Annotated in this window: 13 protein-coding genes; 7 read left to right on the plus strand and 6 right to left on the minus strand. The window is 72.5% G+C overall.

Going from position 1 to position 15,218, the window contains the following annotated elements:
• Positions 1 to 142: 142 nt before the first annotated feature.
• Genes ABT381_RS14825 through ABT381_RS14840 form a run of 4 tightly spaced genes read right to left on the minus strand, consistent with a single transcriptional unit; the run spans position 143 to position 3,869 of the window.
• Positions 143 to 760, minus strand: a complete 618-nt coding sequence (locus ABT381_RS14825; protein WP_351593106.1) for a hypothetical protein — start codon at positions 758 to 760, stop codon at positions 143 to 145.
• Between the two features lie 9 nt (positions 761 to 769).
• The gene (locus ABT381_RS14830) at positions 770 to 1,621 is read right to left on the minus strand and encodes a carbohydrate ABC transporter permease (RefSeq protein ID WP_351593108.1); all 852 of its coding nucleotides are present in this window, start codon (positions 1,619 to 1,621) and stop codon (positions 770 to 772) included.
• The gene (locus tag ABT381_RS14835; RefSeq protein WP_351593111.1) at positions 1,618 to 2,574 is read right to left on the minus strand and encodes a carbohydrate ABC transporter permease; all 957 of its coding nucleotides are present in this window, start codon (positions 2,572 to 2,574) and stop codon (positions 1,618 to 1,620) included. Before ABT381_RS14835 ends, ABT381_RS14830 begins: the two co-directional genes overlap by 4 nt.
• Before the next feature lie 11 nt (positions 2,575 to 2,585).
• Positions 2,586 to 3,869 (minus strand): ABC transporter substrate-binding protein, encoded by a 1,284-nt coding sequence (locus tag ABT381_RS14840; RefSeq protein WP_351593114.1) that lies wholly within the window; start codon positions 3,867 to 3,869, stop codon positions 2,586 to 2,588.
• A 184-nt stretch (positions 3,870 to 4,053) separates the two neighbouring features.
• Between ABT381_RS14840 and ABT381_RS14845 the strand changes: the two genes are divergently transcribed.
• The 4 genes from ABT381_RS14845 (at position 4,054) to ABT381_RS14860 (ending at position 9,766) form a co-directional block, all read left to right on the plus strand.
• On the plus strand, positions 4,054 to 6,234 hold the full coding sequence (locus ABT381_RS14845) for a S9 family peptidase (RefSeq protein WP_351593117.1): 2,181 nt from the start codon (positions 4,054 to 4,056) through the stop codon (positions 6,232 to 6,234).
• A 33-nt stretch (positions 6,235 to 6,267) separates the two neighbouring features.
• Positions 6,268 to 7,170, plus strand: coding sequence for a LysR family transcriptional regulator (locus tag ABT381_RS14850; protein ID WP_351593120.1), 903 nt, complete (start codon positions 6,268 to 6,270; stop codon positions 7,168 to 7,170).
• A 169-nt stretch (positions 7,171 to 7,339) separates the two neighbouring features.
• Complete coding sequence (locus ABT381_RS14855) at positions 7,340 to 9,058, plus strand: acyl-CoA dehydrogenase family protein (protein WP_351593123.1); 1,719 nt, start codon at positions 7,340 to 7,342, stop codon at positions 9,056 to 9,058.
• A 111-nt stretch (positions 9,059 to 9,169) separates the two neighbouring features.
• Positions 9,170 to 9,766 (plus strand): Rieske (2Fe-2S) protein, encoded by a 597-nt coding sequence (locus ABT381_RS14860; protein ID WP_351593126.1) that lies wholly within the window; start codon positions 9,170 to 9,172, stop codon positions 9,764 to 9,766.
• A gap of 24 nt (positions 9,767 to 9,790) precedes the next feature.
• On the opposite strand, the gene ABT381_RS14865 is transcribed toward ABT381_RS14860, so the two are convergent.
• Positions 9,791 to 10,444 carry an isochorismatase family protein gene (locus ABT381_RS14865; RefSeq protein ID WP_351593129.1) on the minus strand — a complete coding sequence of 218 codons (654 nt, stop codon included), beginning with the start codon at positions 10,442 to 10,444 and terminating at the stop codon, positions 9,791 to 9,793.
• Between the two features lie 221 nt (positions 10,445 to 10,665).
• Here ABT381_RS14865 and ABT381_RS14870 point away from each other — a divergent pair, with 221 nt between their 5' ends.
• On the plus strand, positions 10,666 to 11,136 hold the full coding sequence (locus tag ABT381_RS14870) for a pyridoxamine 5'-phosphate oxidase family protein (protein ID WP_351593132.1): 471 nt from the start codon (positions 10,666 to 10,668) through the stop codon (positions 11,134 to 11,136).
• 39 nt (positions 11,137 to 11,175) lie between these two features.
• Here the strand turns inward: ABT381_RS14870 and ABT381_RS14875 are convergent, their stop codons facing one another.
• On the minus strand, positions 11,176 to 11,922 hold the full coding sequence (locus ABT381_RS14875; RefSeq protein WP_351593135.1) for a FadR/GntR family transcriptional regulator: 747 nt from the start codon (positions 11,920 to 11,922) through the stop codon (positions 11,176 to 11,178).
• A gap of 216 nt (positions 11,923 to 12,138) precedes the next feature.
• On the opposite strand from ABT381_RS14875, the gene ABT381_RS14880 reads away from it, so the two are divergent.
• Together ABT381_RS14880 and ABT381_RS14885 are read left to right on the plus strand one after the other, a co-directional pair.
• Positions 12,139 to 13,602 (plus strand): SLC13 family permease, encoded by a 1,464-nt coding sequence (locus ABT381_RS14880; RefSeq protein ID WP_351593138.1) that lies wholly within the window; start codon positions 12,139 to 12,141, stop codon positions 13,600 to 13,602.
• An 82-nt stretch (positions 13,603 to 13,684) separates the two neighbouring features.
• Complete coding sequence (locus ABT381_RS14885) at positions 13,685 to 15,133, plus strand: acyl-CoA synthetase (RefSeq protein WP_351593141.1); 1,449 nt, start codon at positions 13,685 to 13,687, stop codon at positions 15,131 to 15,133.
• Positions 15,134 to 15,218: the final 85 nt, after the last annotated feature.

Here is a 15,218-nt window from a genome sequence, read left to right on the forward strand (position 1 = left end):
CCGGCCGGGCCTGCGGCGTGCGCCGGTGCGCTGCCGAGCGCCCAGCTGAACTGGGCGGCGGCGCCGGCGACCGCGGCCGCCTTCAGGAGGGCTCTGCGGGGGATCGGGGACATCGTTGTTCCTTTCCGTTGGCTGGTCGAGATCAGTGGTGACGCCGCGCGTACCGCTCCTCCACCGCGAGCGCCGCCGCGGTGAGGGCGCCGAGCACCGGGACGGCCAGCGGCGGGCTGAACCAGGCGGAGAGTGCCACCACGGCCACCCCGCCCACCAGGAGGAACGAGCCGGCCGGGTCGAGGACCGTGCGCCGGCCCGCGGCGGCGAGCAGCGCCCGCCAGGACGCCCCCGGCTCCCAGACGGCGGCCGCCCGCAGCCCCGCAACGGCGGCCCCGCACAGCGCGAGGAGGCCTGCCGCGCCCACGAGCGGCCCGCCGGGCACCCCGCCGCGTACCGCCGCCAGGTCCAGCCACGCCAGCCAGCAGGCGACCCAGCCGCCGAGACCGACGAGCCAGCCCCGGCGGGCCGCAGCGCGGACATCGGCCGCGAACTCCCGCAGCCCGGAGGGCTCGTGCGCAAGGTGGCGCCGCAGGTGGCGGGCGCCCGCCGCGAACGCCGCCGGATACGTGACCAGCGGCAGCGCGGCCAGGCCGATCCACACCCCGGTCAGCAGCGCCTCGGCGAAGAGCCCGAACCGCTCCCGGAACGGCGACTCCCCGGCCTTCCCTCGCGTCGCCGCCGTGCGTGTCCCGCTCGCCGTCGTCATGGCCGGCCCTCAGCCCTTCAGCCCGGACGTGGCCATGCCGTCGATCAGGTACCGCTGGAAGGCGAGGAAGAACGCCAGCACGGGCAGCAGCGCCACCAGCGCCATCGCGATCATGCCGCCGTAGTTGGCCACGCCCTCCTGGTCCCGGAACATCATCATGCCGAGCGAAACGGTGTACTTGGCGGGCTCGTTGAGGTAGATCAGCGGGCCCATGAAGTCGTTCCAGGCGTTGATGAACGTGAAGATCGCGCTGGTGATGAGGGCCGGGCGGCACAGCGGCAGCACGACCGACCAGTAGATCCGCAGGTGCCCGCAGCCGTCGAGCCGCGCCGCCTCGTCCAGCTCGCGCGGCAGGCCGCGCATGAACTGCACCATCAGGAAGACGAAGAACGCCTCGGTGGCCAGGTACTTCCCGAGCAGCAGCGGTACATAGGTATTGATCAGCCCGAGCTTCTGGAACATGACGTACTGCGGGATCAGCAGCACGTGGTACGGCAGCAGCAGCGTGCCGATCATCAGCGTGAACATCAGCCCGCGCCCGGCGAACCGCACCTTGGCGAACGCGTACGCCGTCAGCGAGGCGGAGAAGAGCACACCCACGACGGAACCCACCGCATAGAACAGCGAGTTGCCGAAGAAGGTGGTGATCGGGATGTCGGCGATGCCGTCGGCCAGGCCGCGGAAGTTGTCGAGCACGGGCCGGACCGGGAACAGCTCCAGGCTGCCGACGATCTCCTTGCTGGGCTTGAACGCCGCGCCGATGACCCAGACCACCGGGTAGAGGACGACCGCGAGGACCGCCAGGGCGCCGAGGTGCCAGGCGACACCGGAGCGCGTACGGGACGTGCCGACAGCGCTCATCGGGCCGCCTCCTCGTAGTGGACCCACCGCTTCTGCGACCAGAACAGCACCGCCGTCACCAGCGCCACGGCGAGCAGCAGCATCCAGGCCATCGCGGAGGCGAAGCCCATCTGGGCCTCCTTGAAGCCCTTCTGGTAGAGGTAACAGGTGTAGACAAGGGTCGAATCGGCGGGGCCGCAGCTGGTGTTGGAGACGACGTACGCCGAGCCGAAGATCTGGAATGCGTGGATGGTCTCCAGCAGGACGTTGAAGAACAGCACCGGGGAGATCATCGGCAGGGTGACGCTCCAGAACCGCCGCAGCGGCCCGGCGCCGTCCACCGCGGCCGCCTCGTACAGCTCGCGCGGCACCTGCTTGAGCCCCGCCAGGAAGATCACCATGGGCGCGCCGAACTGCCACACCGTGAGCGCCGCCAGGCAGTACAGCACCCACTCCGGGTCGCCGACCCAGCCGCCGACGTGCGTGCCGAGCAGCGACTGCGCGCGGTCCACGAGCGCGCCGTCGGAGAAGAGCGCGCGCCAGACGAAGCCGACGGTGACGCTCGCGCCGATGAGCGAGGGCGCGTAGAACGCCGCACGGTAGAAGCCCTGGCCGCGCCGGCTCCGGGCGAGCAGCAGCGCCACGCCGAGCGCCAGCAGCAGCTTCAGCGGCGTGCCGATGACCACGTACTTGGCGGTGACCTCGACCGACTTGCGCCACCGGGGGTCGGCGAACATCTTCGTGAAGTTGTCCAGGCCGATCCACGACGGGGTGTTGAAGAGGTTGTAGTCGGTGAAGGCGAAGTAGAGCGAGGCGATCATCGGGCCCGCGGTGAGCAGCACGAATCCGGCAATCCAGGGGGACAGGAAGAGGTAGCCGGCGAGATTGTCGCGGCGGCCGCGGCGCCGCACGGCCGCGGGGTTACGGGGCCGGGCCTGCCGCAGGCCCGGCGGGGAGTCCTTGACGAGCGTCACTGGTGTCTCCCTCAGCCGGCCAGCGCGGTCTTGGCCTCGGAGAAGAACTGCTGGATGGCGTCGGCGACCTTCGTCTTGCCCAGCCCCATGTCCTCCCCGATGCGCAGGAAGGCGGCCTCGACGGTGTCGGCGCCCGCGGGGTGCGGGGTGACCGGCCCGAGGACGCCGGCCGCGGCCGTCCGCTCCTCGTAGGCGGCGATCGACTTGTTCACCGGGTCGGTCGGTTCAAACGCTTCGTACTGCGCCTTGGTGGCGAGGACGCCCCGGTCGTAGCCCATGATCCGGCCGACTTCGGGGTCGTGCACCATGAAGTCGATGAACTGGGCGACCTGCTGGGGGTACTGGGTGCGGGCCGAGGCGCTGAGCATCAGTGACGCCAGGTACTGCCCGGTCTTCTTGCCGTCGGCGCTCGGGACGGGCGCCAGCCCGTACGTGCTGTCCCCTTCGGAGGAGTACCGCACCGAGAAGTTGTCCCAGGTGAACTCCGAGGCCGCGAGGCCGTCCGAGAGCGCCGACTTGGGCTTGAGCTGCACGACCTTCTTGGGGTCCGCGAGCAGTCCCGAGCCGACCCCGCTGCGGGCCTCGGTCCACCATTCCCGCAGGTCGGCCTCGTCGAAGCCCAGCCCGTTCTTCGTGAAGAACGCCTTGCCGTGCTGGCGCAGGTAGAGGTCGTAGAGGTACATCACGTTGTAGTAGCCGGTGTCGCCGGCCCGGTGCTGGGTGTCGCGGATCTTCTTCAGCGCGGCGAAGTACTGCTTCCACGTCCAGCCCTGCTTCGGTGCGACGCCGGCCTTCGCGAAGACCTTCTCGTCGATGACGAGGGACATCGTGTTGGAGCCGACCGGCACGCCGAGCAGCTTGCCGTCGACCTCGCCGGCCTTCTCCAGCCCGGACCGGAAGCCCGTCATCTTCAGGCGGCCCGCGTCGACCTGCTGCTTCAGGTCGAGCAGCACGCCCCGCTCTTCGTACTTGCGCAGGAAGGCGATCGCGTTCTGGAACACGTCCGGTGGATTGCCGCCGGCGGCCTGGGTCTGGAACTTCTCCCAGAACGCCACGTAGTCCTGGAAGTCGGTCTTCACCTTGATCTTGGGGTGTTTCTTCTCGAAGAGCCTGATGCTCTCGTTGATCCGCTTGGCGCGGTCGTCGGCGCCCCACCATGCGTACCGGATCGTGACGGTCCCGTCCGCCGATCCCCCGCCGGTGCCGCAGCCCGCCGCCGTCAGACCGAGGGCGGCCACCGAGCCACCCGTGATCTTGAGCAGGCCGCGCCGGTCAACTCTTCCGCTGGCACGCACAGTCCGTCCTCCGCACGTATCCCGGTGTCCCGAGTCCGTTCATTGAATCGTTCAAGGAAAGCGCTTGCTGCACAAGGTAAGGAGAGACCCTGCTGCGGTCAACGGGTTGGACTGAAGTGATGAATCGATTCACACACGGACTATTCACTGTCCGAGGCCGCCGCCCAGCCGATAGGACTCCTCCATGGACTCCAAAGACACTTCCGACAGCGCCGCCTTCCCTCGCCAATTCGCCCGCACCCGCCGCTTCTCGCTGGGCCTGCCACGGAACTTCACGCTCTCCCCCGACGGGCAGCGCGTCCTGTTCACCCGCACCGGGGGCGGCCGGGACCCGATCGGCCGGCTCTGGCTGCTGGCGGACGGCGCCGAGCGGCTGCTCGCCGACCCGACGGCGCTGGTGGGCGGCGGGGGCGAGGTACCGGAGGAGGAACGGCTGCGCCGCGAGCGGGCCCGCGAGCGCTCCGCCGGTGTGGTGGCGTACGCCACCGACCGCGCGGCGCGCCTCGCGGTCTTCGCGCTGGGCGGCGCCCTGTGGGCGGTGCGCACGGACGGCGGCGCACCCTTCTCCGTACCGGCAGCGGGACCCGTCGTCGACCCGCGCCCCTCCCCCGACGGCCGGCACATCGCCTATGTGACGGGCCGTTCGCTGCACATCGTGGAGGTACCGGACGCGGTGGCCGGTGCGGGTGCCGCCGGCCGGGACCGGCAACTGGCCGCCACCGAGGGCCCGGAGATCAGTTACGGGCTCGCCGAGTACTGCGCGGCGGAGTCCATGGGCCGGCTGCGCGGCCACTGGTGGTCGCCGGACGGCGCGCGGCTGCTCGTCGCGCGGGTGGACACCACACCCGTACACCGGCGGTGGATCAGCGACCCGGCACACCCCGACCGGCCGCCGCGCGCGATCCGGTACCCGCTGACCGGCACGGACAACGCGGACGTGAGCCTGTGGGTGTACGGCCTGGACGGCAGCCGTACGGAGGTGGTGTGGGACCGGGCGGCGTACGAGTACCTGGCCACCGTCGGCTGGGACGCGCACGGCCCGCTCATCGGGGTGCAGTCCCGGAACCAGCGCACGCTGCGCACCCTCGCCGTGGACCCGGACACCGGCGCGACCTCGCTCCTCGACGAGCGGACCGACCCCGCCTGGGTGGAGCTGGTGCCCGGCACGCCCGCCAGGACCGCGTCCGGCGCACTCGTGCGCACCCACGACGTGGCCGGCACCCGGCACCTCGCGGTCGGCGGCAAGGAGGTCACGCCGGCCGGCCTCCAGGTGCGCGAGGTGCTGGGCACGGAGGGCGAGCGGGTGTACTTCACCGCCTCCGACGACCCCGTGGAGACGCACGTGTGGTGCCACGATCCGGAGGCGACCGGGCCGGTGCGGCTGAGCGAGGGCCCCGGGACGCACAGCGCCGCGATCCGCGGCGGCACGGCGGTGTTCCACGGGCTGACCCCGGAGGGGCCGTACGCGGAGGTCCGCCGGACGGACGGGACGGAGACCTCCGCGGTGGCCGCCATCCGCTCCCTCGCCGAGGACCCGGTCGTCACCCCGCGCCCACGCCATCTCGTCCTCGGCACCCGGCAGTTGCGGGCCGCGCTGTACCTTCCCTCGTGGTACGAGCCGGGTGCGGGCCCGCTGCCCGTACTGCTCGACCCGTACGCCGGACCCGGCATGCAGCTGGCGGTCGCCGCGCGCGGCTGGGCCGCCTGTGTCTCGCAGTGGTTCGCCGAGCAGGGCTTCGCCGTGCTGGTCGCCGACGGGCGCGGCACGCCGGGGCGCGGCCCGGAGTGGGAGAAGGCGGTACACGGCGACCAGCTGACGCCCGCCCTGGAGGACCAGGTCGACGCGCTCCACGCGGCGGCCGAGCAGTTCCCGGACCTCGACCTGGACCGGGTGGTGATCCGCGGCTGGTCCTTCAGCGGGTTCCTGGCCGCCGCCGCGGTGCTGCTGCGCCCGGAGATCTTCCACGCGGCGGTGGCCGGTGCCGCGCCGACCGACCAGCGGCTGTACGACACGTACTGGAAGGAGCGCTTCCTCGGCCACCCCGCCGAGGAGCCGCAGAACTACGAACGGTCCTCGCTGGTCGGCCGGGGACATCTGCTGCGCCGCCCGCTGCTGCTGATCCACGGCCTCGCGGACGACAACGTCACGCCCGCCAACATGCTGCGGTTCTCGGCCGAACTGCTCGCCGCGGGTCGCCCGCACACGGTCCTGCCGCTGTCCGGCGCCACCCACGCCCCGGCCGACGACCGGGTGAACGAGAATCTCCTCCTGTTCCAGCGCGACTTCCTCCGGGACGCGCTCGCGCCTGGCCGGAACCCCGCCGGAACCCGGCCGCCCGGTCGGGGGCCCGGTCACCGCGCTTGAGCCGCGGTCACGCGCCCTGAGAAGGTGCGGCGCGTGGAACTGCGCCATCTCACCGGGTTCGTGGCCGTCGCCGAGGAACTGCACTTCGGCCGGGCCGCGGAACGCCTGCACATCGCCCAGTCCCCGCTCAGCCAGCAGATCCGGCTGCTGGAGCGGGACCTGGGCGCCGCCCTCTTCGACCGCACCACCCGCTCGGTACGGCTGACCGCGGCCGGCCAGGCCCTGCTGGAACCGGCCCGCAACCTCCTCGCCGACGCGGCCGCCGTGCGCCGTACGGTGCAGGCGGTCAGCCTCGGCGAGGCGGGCCGGGTCACTGTGGGGTACGCGGGCGCCAGCAGCTACGCGGCACTTCCGCCGCTGGCCCGCGCGGTCACCTCCGAATACCCCGGCATCGAGCTGTCCTTGCAGGGCCAGGTCTACTCCGGCGAGGCGCTCGGCCGGATCACCGACGGCACCCTGGACCTCGGCTTCGTCTCGCTCCCCGTGCGCCGCGGCATCCTCTCCCGGGTCGTCCGCGTCGAGCGGCTGGTCCTGGCGCTGCCGGACACCCATCCGCTGGCCGCGCGGGACGCGGTCGACGTCGCCGCGCTGGCGCGGGAGCGCTTCGTGACCTTCCCCGCCGCGCGCGGCTCGGCGGTGCGCGACGCGCTGGTGCACGCCTGTCACGCCGCCGGCTTCTCGCCGCGCGTCGCCCAGGAGGCACCGGACTCCTACAACCTGCTGGCGCTGGTCGGGGCCGGGGTGGGCGTGGCGCTGGTGGTGGAGTCGGCGCGCCACATCCGTCTGGAGCACGTGGTCCTGCGCCCACTGGCCGGCGAGGTGGCCCCGCTCCCGATCGCCCTCGCCTGGCGCGCGGGCAACGAGTCGGCGGCCCTGCACAACGTGCTGAAGGTCGCGGAACGGGTACTGCCGACACCGGGCGAGTACGTGCCGTAAGCGCCTGTCCTGAAGCCCGCGTCCGAAGCGCCCTGGTGGCGGGCGATTGTCCTCGATCGCGTCTCAATGGGGTGGCGAATACATCTTGGACAGCGCTCGCCGGCTCCTGCGAAGGTGATCCGCGTCTCGTCATGCCGCGCGGATCACTTCAAGGCACCAGGAGACCCGTATGCCGAACTTCGCCGACCAGGACCCCGCCCTGCGCCCGCTGCTGGACCGGGTACTGTCCGCCGACGACCGCGCCCGCATCGAACCCCTGATCACGGAACTCGGGGCACTCGCCGCCGGTGAGATCGACCGGCAGGCGGCGCTCGCCGACGCCCATCCGCCCCGGTTGCGTTCCTACGCGCCCGACGGCGACCGCATCGACGAGATCGAGTACCACCCCGCCCACGACCGGCTCGCGGAGATCGCGTACGAACGCTTCGGGCTCGCCGCGATGTCGCACCGCCCTGGCGTCCACGGCCACCCCGCCCGCACCCCGCATACCGTCAAGTACGCGCTGTCCTACCTCTACGTGCAGGCCGAGTTCGGCATGGCCTGCCCGCTGTCCATGACCGACTCCGCCGCCCGCGTGCTGCGCCTCTTCGACCCCGAGCGGTACGCCGCCGAGATCGACGCGCTCACCTCCACCGACCCCGCGACGCGCGCCACCGGCGCGATGTTCATGACCGAGAAGCAGGGCGGCACGGACGTCGGACGCACCGAGACCGTCGCCACCGACGAGGGCACGCATTGGACGCTCACCGGGAAGAAGTGGTTCGCCTCCAACCCCGGCGCGGACATCGTGCTCACGCTCGCGCGGGTGCCGGGGCAGGGCGAGGGCACGCGCGGGCTCGGCATGTTCCTGGTACCGCGGCTGCGCCCGGACGGCACCCGCAACGCGGTCCGCATCGACCGCCTCAAGGACAAGCTCGGCTCGCGCTCCATCGCCAGTGGCGAGGTCACCCTGGACGGCGCGTACGCGACCCCGGTCGGCGAACTCACCCGCGGCTTCCGGCAGATGGCCGAGATGCTGAACGTCTCCCGGCTGTCCAACGCGATGCGCTCCGCCGCCCTGATGCGCCGCGCGGTCCGCGAAGCGGTCGCCCACACCCGGGAGCGGGTGGTCTTCGGTACGCCGCTGTTCGAGCAGCCCCTGATGCGCGTGACGCTGCTGCCGATGCTCCTCGACGCGGAGGCGGCGCTCGCCCTGGTCCTGGAGGCCGCGGCCCGCCTCGACGCGGCCGACGCGGGCGACGCGGCCGCCCGGGACCTCGTACGCGTCCTCACGCCGCTCGCCAAGTACACGGTCTGCAAGCGCGCCCGTACCGTCACGGGCGAGGCGATGGAGATCCGCGGCGGCAACGGCTACATCGAGGACTGGGTGAACCCGCGGCTGCTGCGCGACGCCCACCTCGGCTCCATCTGGGAGGGCTCCTCCAACGTCATCGCACTGGACGTGCTCCGCTGTCTGCGCCGCGACTCCGCGCATCACACCCTCGCGCGGGCGTACGGGGACCGGGCACGCGCCGTTCCCCTGCCCGCCGGGAAGCGGCTGGCCGTCCGCTGGGAGGAGCTGGCGGCCCGCGGCAACCGGCTGCTGGCGAGCCCGGCGGACGAGCAGGAGATGCGCGCCGGGCGGTACGCGGAGGAGCTGACGCGCACCGTGATGGGGACACTGCTGCTGGAACAGGCGGCGTACGAGTGCGAGGCGCCCGCGCCGAACGGGCGGGCCCTGCTGGCCGCGCACGCCTATCTCGCGCTGCTCGCCGACCCGGACGCGCTGCCGCGCACCGCCCTGGCCCACCTGGACGCGCTGGCCGACGGCGGCGAGGTGCCGATCGCGGTCGCGGCGGCGGAGGCGGATGGTGACGCGGATGGGGATGCGGATGCGGAAGCGGGATAGGCGGGCACGACCACCCTTTCGGCCGACCCGTTGAACACCGGAGGCCACCGGTCCGTATGGAACCTTCACAAGGCGAAGGGACACACCGGGACCGGGACCTCTGGAGGCACCATGAACTCACCATCACAAGAACCTGCCGGATCACAGAAGCCACAGAAGCCTGCCGGATCACAGGAACGTGCCGGCACCGCCCGGCGCACGGTCGTCGCCGCGGCGGGCGCGGCGGGCCTGTCCGCGGCGCTCGCCGCGTGCGGGGGCGGAGGGGGCGGCGGGTACGGTTCGTCGTCCTCCTCAGCCTCGTCGGGCTCGCCGTCGTCCGGCGGGTCCCCGTCGTCCGGTGGGTCTTCGTCGTCCAGTGGCTCGCCGTCGTCCGGTGGCTCGGCGGCCCCCTCCAAGAGCGGCGGCGCCACCGGCGGCTCCGCCAAGGCGCTGGCCAGGACGTCGGAGATCCCCGCCGGCGGCGGGAAGATCTTCAAGGCGCAGAAGGTCGTGGTGACCCAGCCCGAGAAGGGCGACTTCAAGGCGTTCTCGGCGATCTGCCGGCACGCGGGCTGCATCGTGGGCGACGTCAGCGGCGGCACGATCAACTGCCACTGCCACGGCAGCAAGTACGCCATCGCGGACGGCAGCGTGCGGCACGGCCCGGCGACCACGGGCCTGCCCTCCGTACCGCTGAAGGTCCGGGGCGGCGAAATCGAACTGTCCTGAGCCCCTGCTCACCGCGCCCCCTTCTCACCGCAGTCTCGGCGACCGCTTCCAGCAGGTCAGCACCGCGTCCGTGGAGGTGACGGTGGCGACCAGGGAGAGCGTGTTCCGCACCATCGCCGGGGTGTACTCGGCAGGCACCCCGGCGATGGCGTCGGCAGGCACCACCGCCGTGTAGCCGAGGTTGACCGCGTCGAAGACGGCGTTCGGTATCGCCACGTTCGCCGAGACGCCGACGACCACGACGTTGCGGACGCCGAGGTTGCGCAGCAGCGCGTCCACCTCCGTACCGGCGATCGGCGACAGACCGTGCAGCCTGCGCACGATCAGGTCGTCCTCGGACACCGGCACCGGGTCGGCGATCCGCACCGCGGTCGTCCCTGTGAGCTGCTGTACGGGCAGCTGCCCGGCGGCGCGGAAGAGGCGGGCGTTGCCGTTGGAGCCGCGGCCGTCGGGCCGGCGCTCGGCGACCGCGTGCAGGACCTGGACGCCGGCCTCGTGCGCGGCGGCCGTCAGCCGCGCCACCTTGGCGAGCGCGCCGGACGTACGGGCGGCCTCGGCCAGTTCGGGCAGCGCGCTGTCCGGGCCGACGACACCGTTCTGGCACTCGACGGTGAGCAGCGCCGTGGTCCCGGGGTCGAGCTGCTCGACGAGCTGGGCGACCTGGGCGTCCGTGGGCATGGGGATACCTCCTGGGAGGGGGGATGGTGAGGGGGGACGGTGAGGGGGGATGGTGGGGGGGGATGCTGGGGGGGGATGGTGGGGGGGATGGTGGGGGGGGCGTGGTGGCGGTGGTCCGGGCGTCCATTGCGTTCGTCGGTCGAAGGGCTCATGATTCCTGACACCCATGGTTCCTGACACCCGGTCAGGTGACCAGGGAGCGACCGGGGAGGTGGCCGCGGATGGCGGCAGCGGCAGGGCAGCGCAGAGGACGCCGGATCATGATGAGCCCGCAGGAGCTGGACGCCTTCCTGGCCCGGCAGCGGACCTGCCGGATCGCCACGGTGGGGCCGGACGGCGCGCCGCACGTCGGCGCGTTGTGGTTCGTCTGGGACGGCACCGCGCTGTGGCTGTACTCCCTCACCCGCAGCAGGCGTTGGGCCCACCTCGTCAAGGACCAGCGGGTCGCGGTCGTGGTCGACGACGGCCACGAGTACGGCGAACTGCGCGGCGCCGAACTGTCGGGCAGCGTGGCGTTCGTCGGCGAGGCACCGCGGCACGGCGAGCCCTGCCCGGAGCTGGCGGCGCCCGAGAAGCTCTTCGCGGCGAAGTACTTCGGCCTGGAGACGATGCCGCACGACGGCCGGCACGCCTGGCTGCGGCTCACGCCGGAGGCGGTGGCGTCCTGGGACTTCCGCAAGATTCCGGGGTGAGCGGGAGGGGCAGTCGGGCGGCCGTCGCCGAGGGCCCGGTTATTTCTCCGGCGCCCCGGCCTCTCCGTCCTCGCCGGCCTCGCCGGCCTCCGGGGTCCAGGTCAGCAGCCGTACTTCGGCGACCGTGCGGAGGTGGCGGCGCATGGCCGCCGCCGCGGCCTTCGGGTCGCCCGCCCGGACGGCCTCCAGAATCCGCCGGTGCTGCGCGAGCGACCGCTTGGGGCGGCCGGGCTGGCGCAGCGATTCGTTGCGGCTCTCGCCGATCTGCTCGGCGATGGAGCGCATGAACTCGGCGAGCAGCGCGCTGTGCGCGGCCGCGGTGACGGCGGCGTGGAAGCGGCGGTCGCCCTCGACGCCCGGGCCGCCGTCCTCGACGTCCTTCGCCATATGGGCCAGGGCGTCGTCGAGGGCGGCGAGGTCGGCGTCCGTACGGCGGCGGGCCGCCAGTTCGGCGAGCTTGGTCTCCATGGCCTCGCGCGCTTCCAGGACGTCCGGCAATCGGCGGCGGCGCTCGACCAGGCGCTCGACCGGCTCCGCCGCGTCGAGGGTGTCGCGCACCAGGTAGGTGCCGCCGCCGTGCCGCACCTCCACCAGGCCCTGCACCTCCAGCACGACGATCGCCTGCTTCACGGACGCCCGGCTGACGCCGAGCCGCTGGGCCAGCTCGCGCTCCGCCGGCAGGCGGTCGCCCGCGCCCAGCCCGTCTTCGACGGCGTACTGGCGCAGCCGCTCGACCACCTGCTCGTAGAGCCGCGGCCTGGCCATCGGCCGCAGAGCCTCGGACATCGGTTGGCCCCCCTCGATCGGTTCCCGCGACACTTGTCGCTGCAAGAGCCGCGACATATGTCGTGACGTGCGGTCGTGACGTGCGGTCGTGACGTACGTCGTGACAAGAGTATTGACGCACTCCGTCGCCGACCAGCAAAGTGGCTCAGCCATAAGTGGCTCAGCCACTTTGCCAATGCGCCACCCGGCCATTGTCGTCCACGAACGGAGCCGCAGATGTCGCCGGAAGTGCTCTCGATACTCGTGCTCGCGGTGATCTTCGTACTGGCCACGACCCGCTCCATCAACATGGGCGCGCTGGCGTTCGCCGCGGCGTTCGGCGTGGGCACGCTGGTCGCGGGGATGGACGCGGACGAGATCTTCGCGGGCTTCCCCGGCGACCTGTTCGTGGTCCTGGTCGGCGTCACGTACCTCTTCGCCATCGCCCGCGCCAACGGCACCACCGACTGGCTGGTGCACGCCTCCGTACGACTCGTCGGCGGCCGGGTCGCGCTGATCCCCTGGGTGATGTTCGCGGTCACCGGCGCGCTCACCGCGATCGGCGCGGTCAGCCCGGCGGCGGTGGCGATCGTCGCGCCGCTCGCACTCGGCTTCGCGGCGCAGTACGGCATCAAGCCGCTGCTCATGGGCGCACTGGTGGTGCACGGCGCGCAGGCCGGCGGCTTCTCGCCGATCAGCATCTACGGATCGACGGTCAACGGCATCGTCGCCCGCGAGCACCTCCCCGGCAGCCCGCTCGCCCTCTTCGCCGCCAGCCTGGTCGTCAACCTCCTCATCGCGGCGGCCCTGTTCGTCGCCCTGGGCGGCCTCCGACTCCCTCGTACGGGTGGCGGAAGCGCCAAGGAGAGCGGCGCCACGCGTGCGGGTGGCGGAAGCGGTGCGGAGAGCGCTACGCGTACGGGTGGCGGGAGCGTTGCGGGCAGCGCCACGCGTACGGGTGGCGGAAGCGGTGCGGGCAGCGCCACGCGTACGGGTGGCGGGAGCGTTGCGGGCAGCGCCACGCGTACGGGTGGCGGGCAGCTCACCGAGAGCGCCACGCGTGTGAGTGGTGAGCGGGACGGGGCCGCGGCTGGTGCCCTCGCCCTTACGCCGGCCCGGATCGCCACCCTCGTCGCCCTGCTGGCGCTGGTCGTGGCGGTGCTCGTCCTCGACCTGGACGCCGGCCTCACCGCGATCACCCTCGCCGTCGTCCTCAGCGCCGTCTGGCCGCAGGACAGCAAGGCCGCCGTCGCGGAGATCACCTGGCCCACCGTGCTGCTGATCTGCGGCGTCCTCACCTACGTCGGCGTCCTGGACCACATGGGCACCATCACCTGGGCGGGTCAGGCCGTCGGCGGCATCGGCATTCCGCTGCTGGCCGCCCTCCTGCTGTGCTACATCGGCGCGCTGGTCTCCGCCTTCGCCTCCTCCGTCGGCATCATCGGGGCGCTGATCCCGCTGGCCGTGCCGTTCCTGGCGCAGGGGTCGATCGGGGCCGTGGGCATGGTCGCGGCGCTCGCGGTGTCCGCCACCGTCGTCGATGTGAGCCCGTTCTCGACGAACGGCGCGCTGGTGCTGGCGAACGCCAAGAATGTCGACCGGGACGGTTTCTTCAAGCAGTTGATGGTGTACGGAGCCCTCGTGGTCGCGGCCGTACCGGCGCTGGTCTGGCTGGCGCTGGTGGTCCCGGGCTTCGGCTGATACCCGCAGGTACCCGTGGACCTCGGGTATCCAGGAACGGGTGCCCCGAGTACCCGAACAGCAAGAGAACGAAGGAGTTTCGGTGAACGAGCTTTTCCCGGCGCTGCGGACAGCGTCCTCCCGTACCGCACTGCGTTTCCAGGACCGCGCGCTGACCTACGGGCAGCTCGCCGCGGCCGCCGGCGCGCTCGCGGAGCGGATCGGCGCCGAGCGGCGGGTGGCGGTGTGGGCCACGCCCACGCTGGAGACCTCGGTCGCGGTCGTCGCGGCGCTGCTCGCGGGGGTACCGGCGGTACCGGTCAATCCCAAGATCGGCGAGAGCGAGCTGGCGCACATCGTGTCCGACAGCGCGCCCACCCTCGTCCTGGCCGAACCGGACGTCGAACTCCCCGGCGCGCTCGCGGCACTGCCCCGTGTCGACGTGAACCCGTACGAGGCGGACGACGAGGCCGAGCCGCCGGCGGAGCCGGGCGCCGAGGCCCCCGCCGTGATCGTGTACACCTCCGGCACCACGGGCCGGCCGAAGGGCGTGGTCATCCCCCGACGGGCCATCACCGCCACGCTCGACGCGCTGGAGGAGGCGTGGGAGTGGACAGCGGACGACGTGCTCGTCCACGGGCTGCCGCTGTTCCACGTCCACGGGCTGATCCTGGGCATCCTCGGCCCGCTGCGGCGCGGCGGCACGGTGCACCACCTCGGCCGTTTCTCCACCGAGGGGGTGGCGCGCGAGCTGGGGGGCGCGGGCACGATGCTGTTCGGCGTGCCGACCATGTACCACCGGCTGGCCGCCGAGGCGGGCGAGAACCCGGCGCTCGCCAAGGCGCTGGGCGGCGCCCGGCTGCTGGTCTCCGGCTCGGCGGCGCTGCCGCTGACGGACCACCAGAAGATCAAGGCGGCGACCGGCGCGCGGGTCGTCGAGCGCTACGGCATGACCGAGACGCTCATGAACACCGCGGTACGGGCCGACGACACCTCGGCCCCGGGGACGGTCGGGGTGCCGCTGCCCGGCGTACAGGCGCGGCTGGTCGACGAGTCCGGTACGGCCATCGAGGAGAGCGACGGCGAGACGGTCGGCGAGATCCAGGTCCGCGGCCCGAACCTCTTCGTCGAGTACCTGAACCGGCCGGACGCGACGGCCGAGGCGTTCGACGGGGGCTGGTTCCGTACGGGGGACATGGCCACCCGGGACGCGGCCGGGCGCTACCGGATCGTCGGGCGCAAGGCCACCGACCTGATCAAGAGCGGTGGTTACAAGATCGGCGCGGGCGAGATCGAGAACGCCCTGCTGGAACACCCCGGCGTCGCGGAGGCCGCGGTGACGGGCGAGCCGGACGAGGACCTCGGCGAGCGCATCGTGGCCTGGATCGTCCCCGCGACCGACGCCACTGACGGCGCACCGACCGCCCAGGACCTCATCGACCACGTCGCCACCCAACTCGCCCCGCACAAGCGCCCCCGCATCGTCCACTACCTCGACGCCCTCCCCCGCAACGACATGGGCAAAATCCTCAAGCGGGGCCTCCATGCGTAGGGACAGGACGGAGGACCTGGGCCAGTCTGCGGGGTCGGCTCGGGGGGCGCCTGGTGGGTGGACTGCGGGGTCGCCTGGGGGTCCT

Source organism: Streptomyces sp. NPDC000151 (assembly GCF_040301705.1).
Taxonomy (GTDB): domain Bacteria; phylum Actinomycetota; class Actinomycetes; order Streptomycetales; family Streptomycetaceae; genus Streptomyces.

What these genes read in the sequence shown, in the direction of transcription:
- ABT381_RS14830 (WP_351593108.1), bottom strand. Translation starts at nt 1,621, where the DNA reads ATGAGCGCTGTCGGCACGTCCCGTACGCGCTCCGGTGTCGCCTGGCAC.
- ABT381_RS14880 (WP_351593138.1), top strand. Translation starts at nt 12,139, where the DNA reads ATGTCGCCGGAAGTGCTCTCGATACTCGTGCTCGCGGTGATCTTCGTA.
- ABT381_RS14865 (WP_351593129.1), bottom strand. Translation starts at nt 10,444, where the DNA reads ATGCCCACGGACGCCCAGGTCGCCCAGCTCGTCGAGCAGCTCGACCCC.
- ABT381_RS14845 (WP_351593117.1), top strand. Translation starts at nt 4,054, where the DNA reads ATGGACTCCAAAGACACTTCCGACAGCGCCGCCTTCCCTCGCCAATTC.
- ABT381_RS14875 (WP_351593135.1), bottom strand. Translation starts at nt 11,922, where the DNA reads ATGTCCGAGGCTCTGCGGCCGATGGCCAGGCCGCGGCTCTACGAGCAG.
- ABT381_RS14870 (WP_351593132.1), top strand. Translation starts at nt 10,666, where the DNA reads ATGGCGGCAGCGGCAGGGCAGCGCAGAGGACGCCGGATCATGATGAGC.
- ABT381_RS14825 (WP_351593106.1), bottom strand. Translation starts at nt 760, where the DNA reads ATGACGACGGCGAGCGGGACACGCACGGCGGCGACGCGAGGGAAGGCC.
- ABT381_RS14855 (WP_351593123.1), top strand. Translation starts at nt 7,340, where the DNA reads ATGCCGAACTTCGCCGACCAGGACCCCGCCCTGCGCCCGCTGCTGGAC.
- ABT381_RS14860 (WP_351593126.1), top strand. Translation starts at nt 9,170, where the DNA reads ATGAACTCACCATCACAAGAACCTGCCGGATCACAGAAGCCACAGAAG.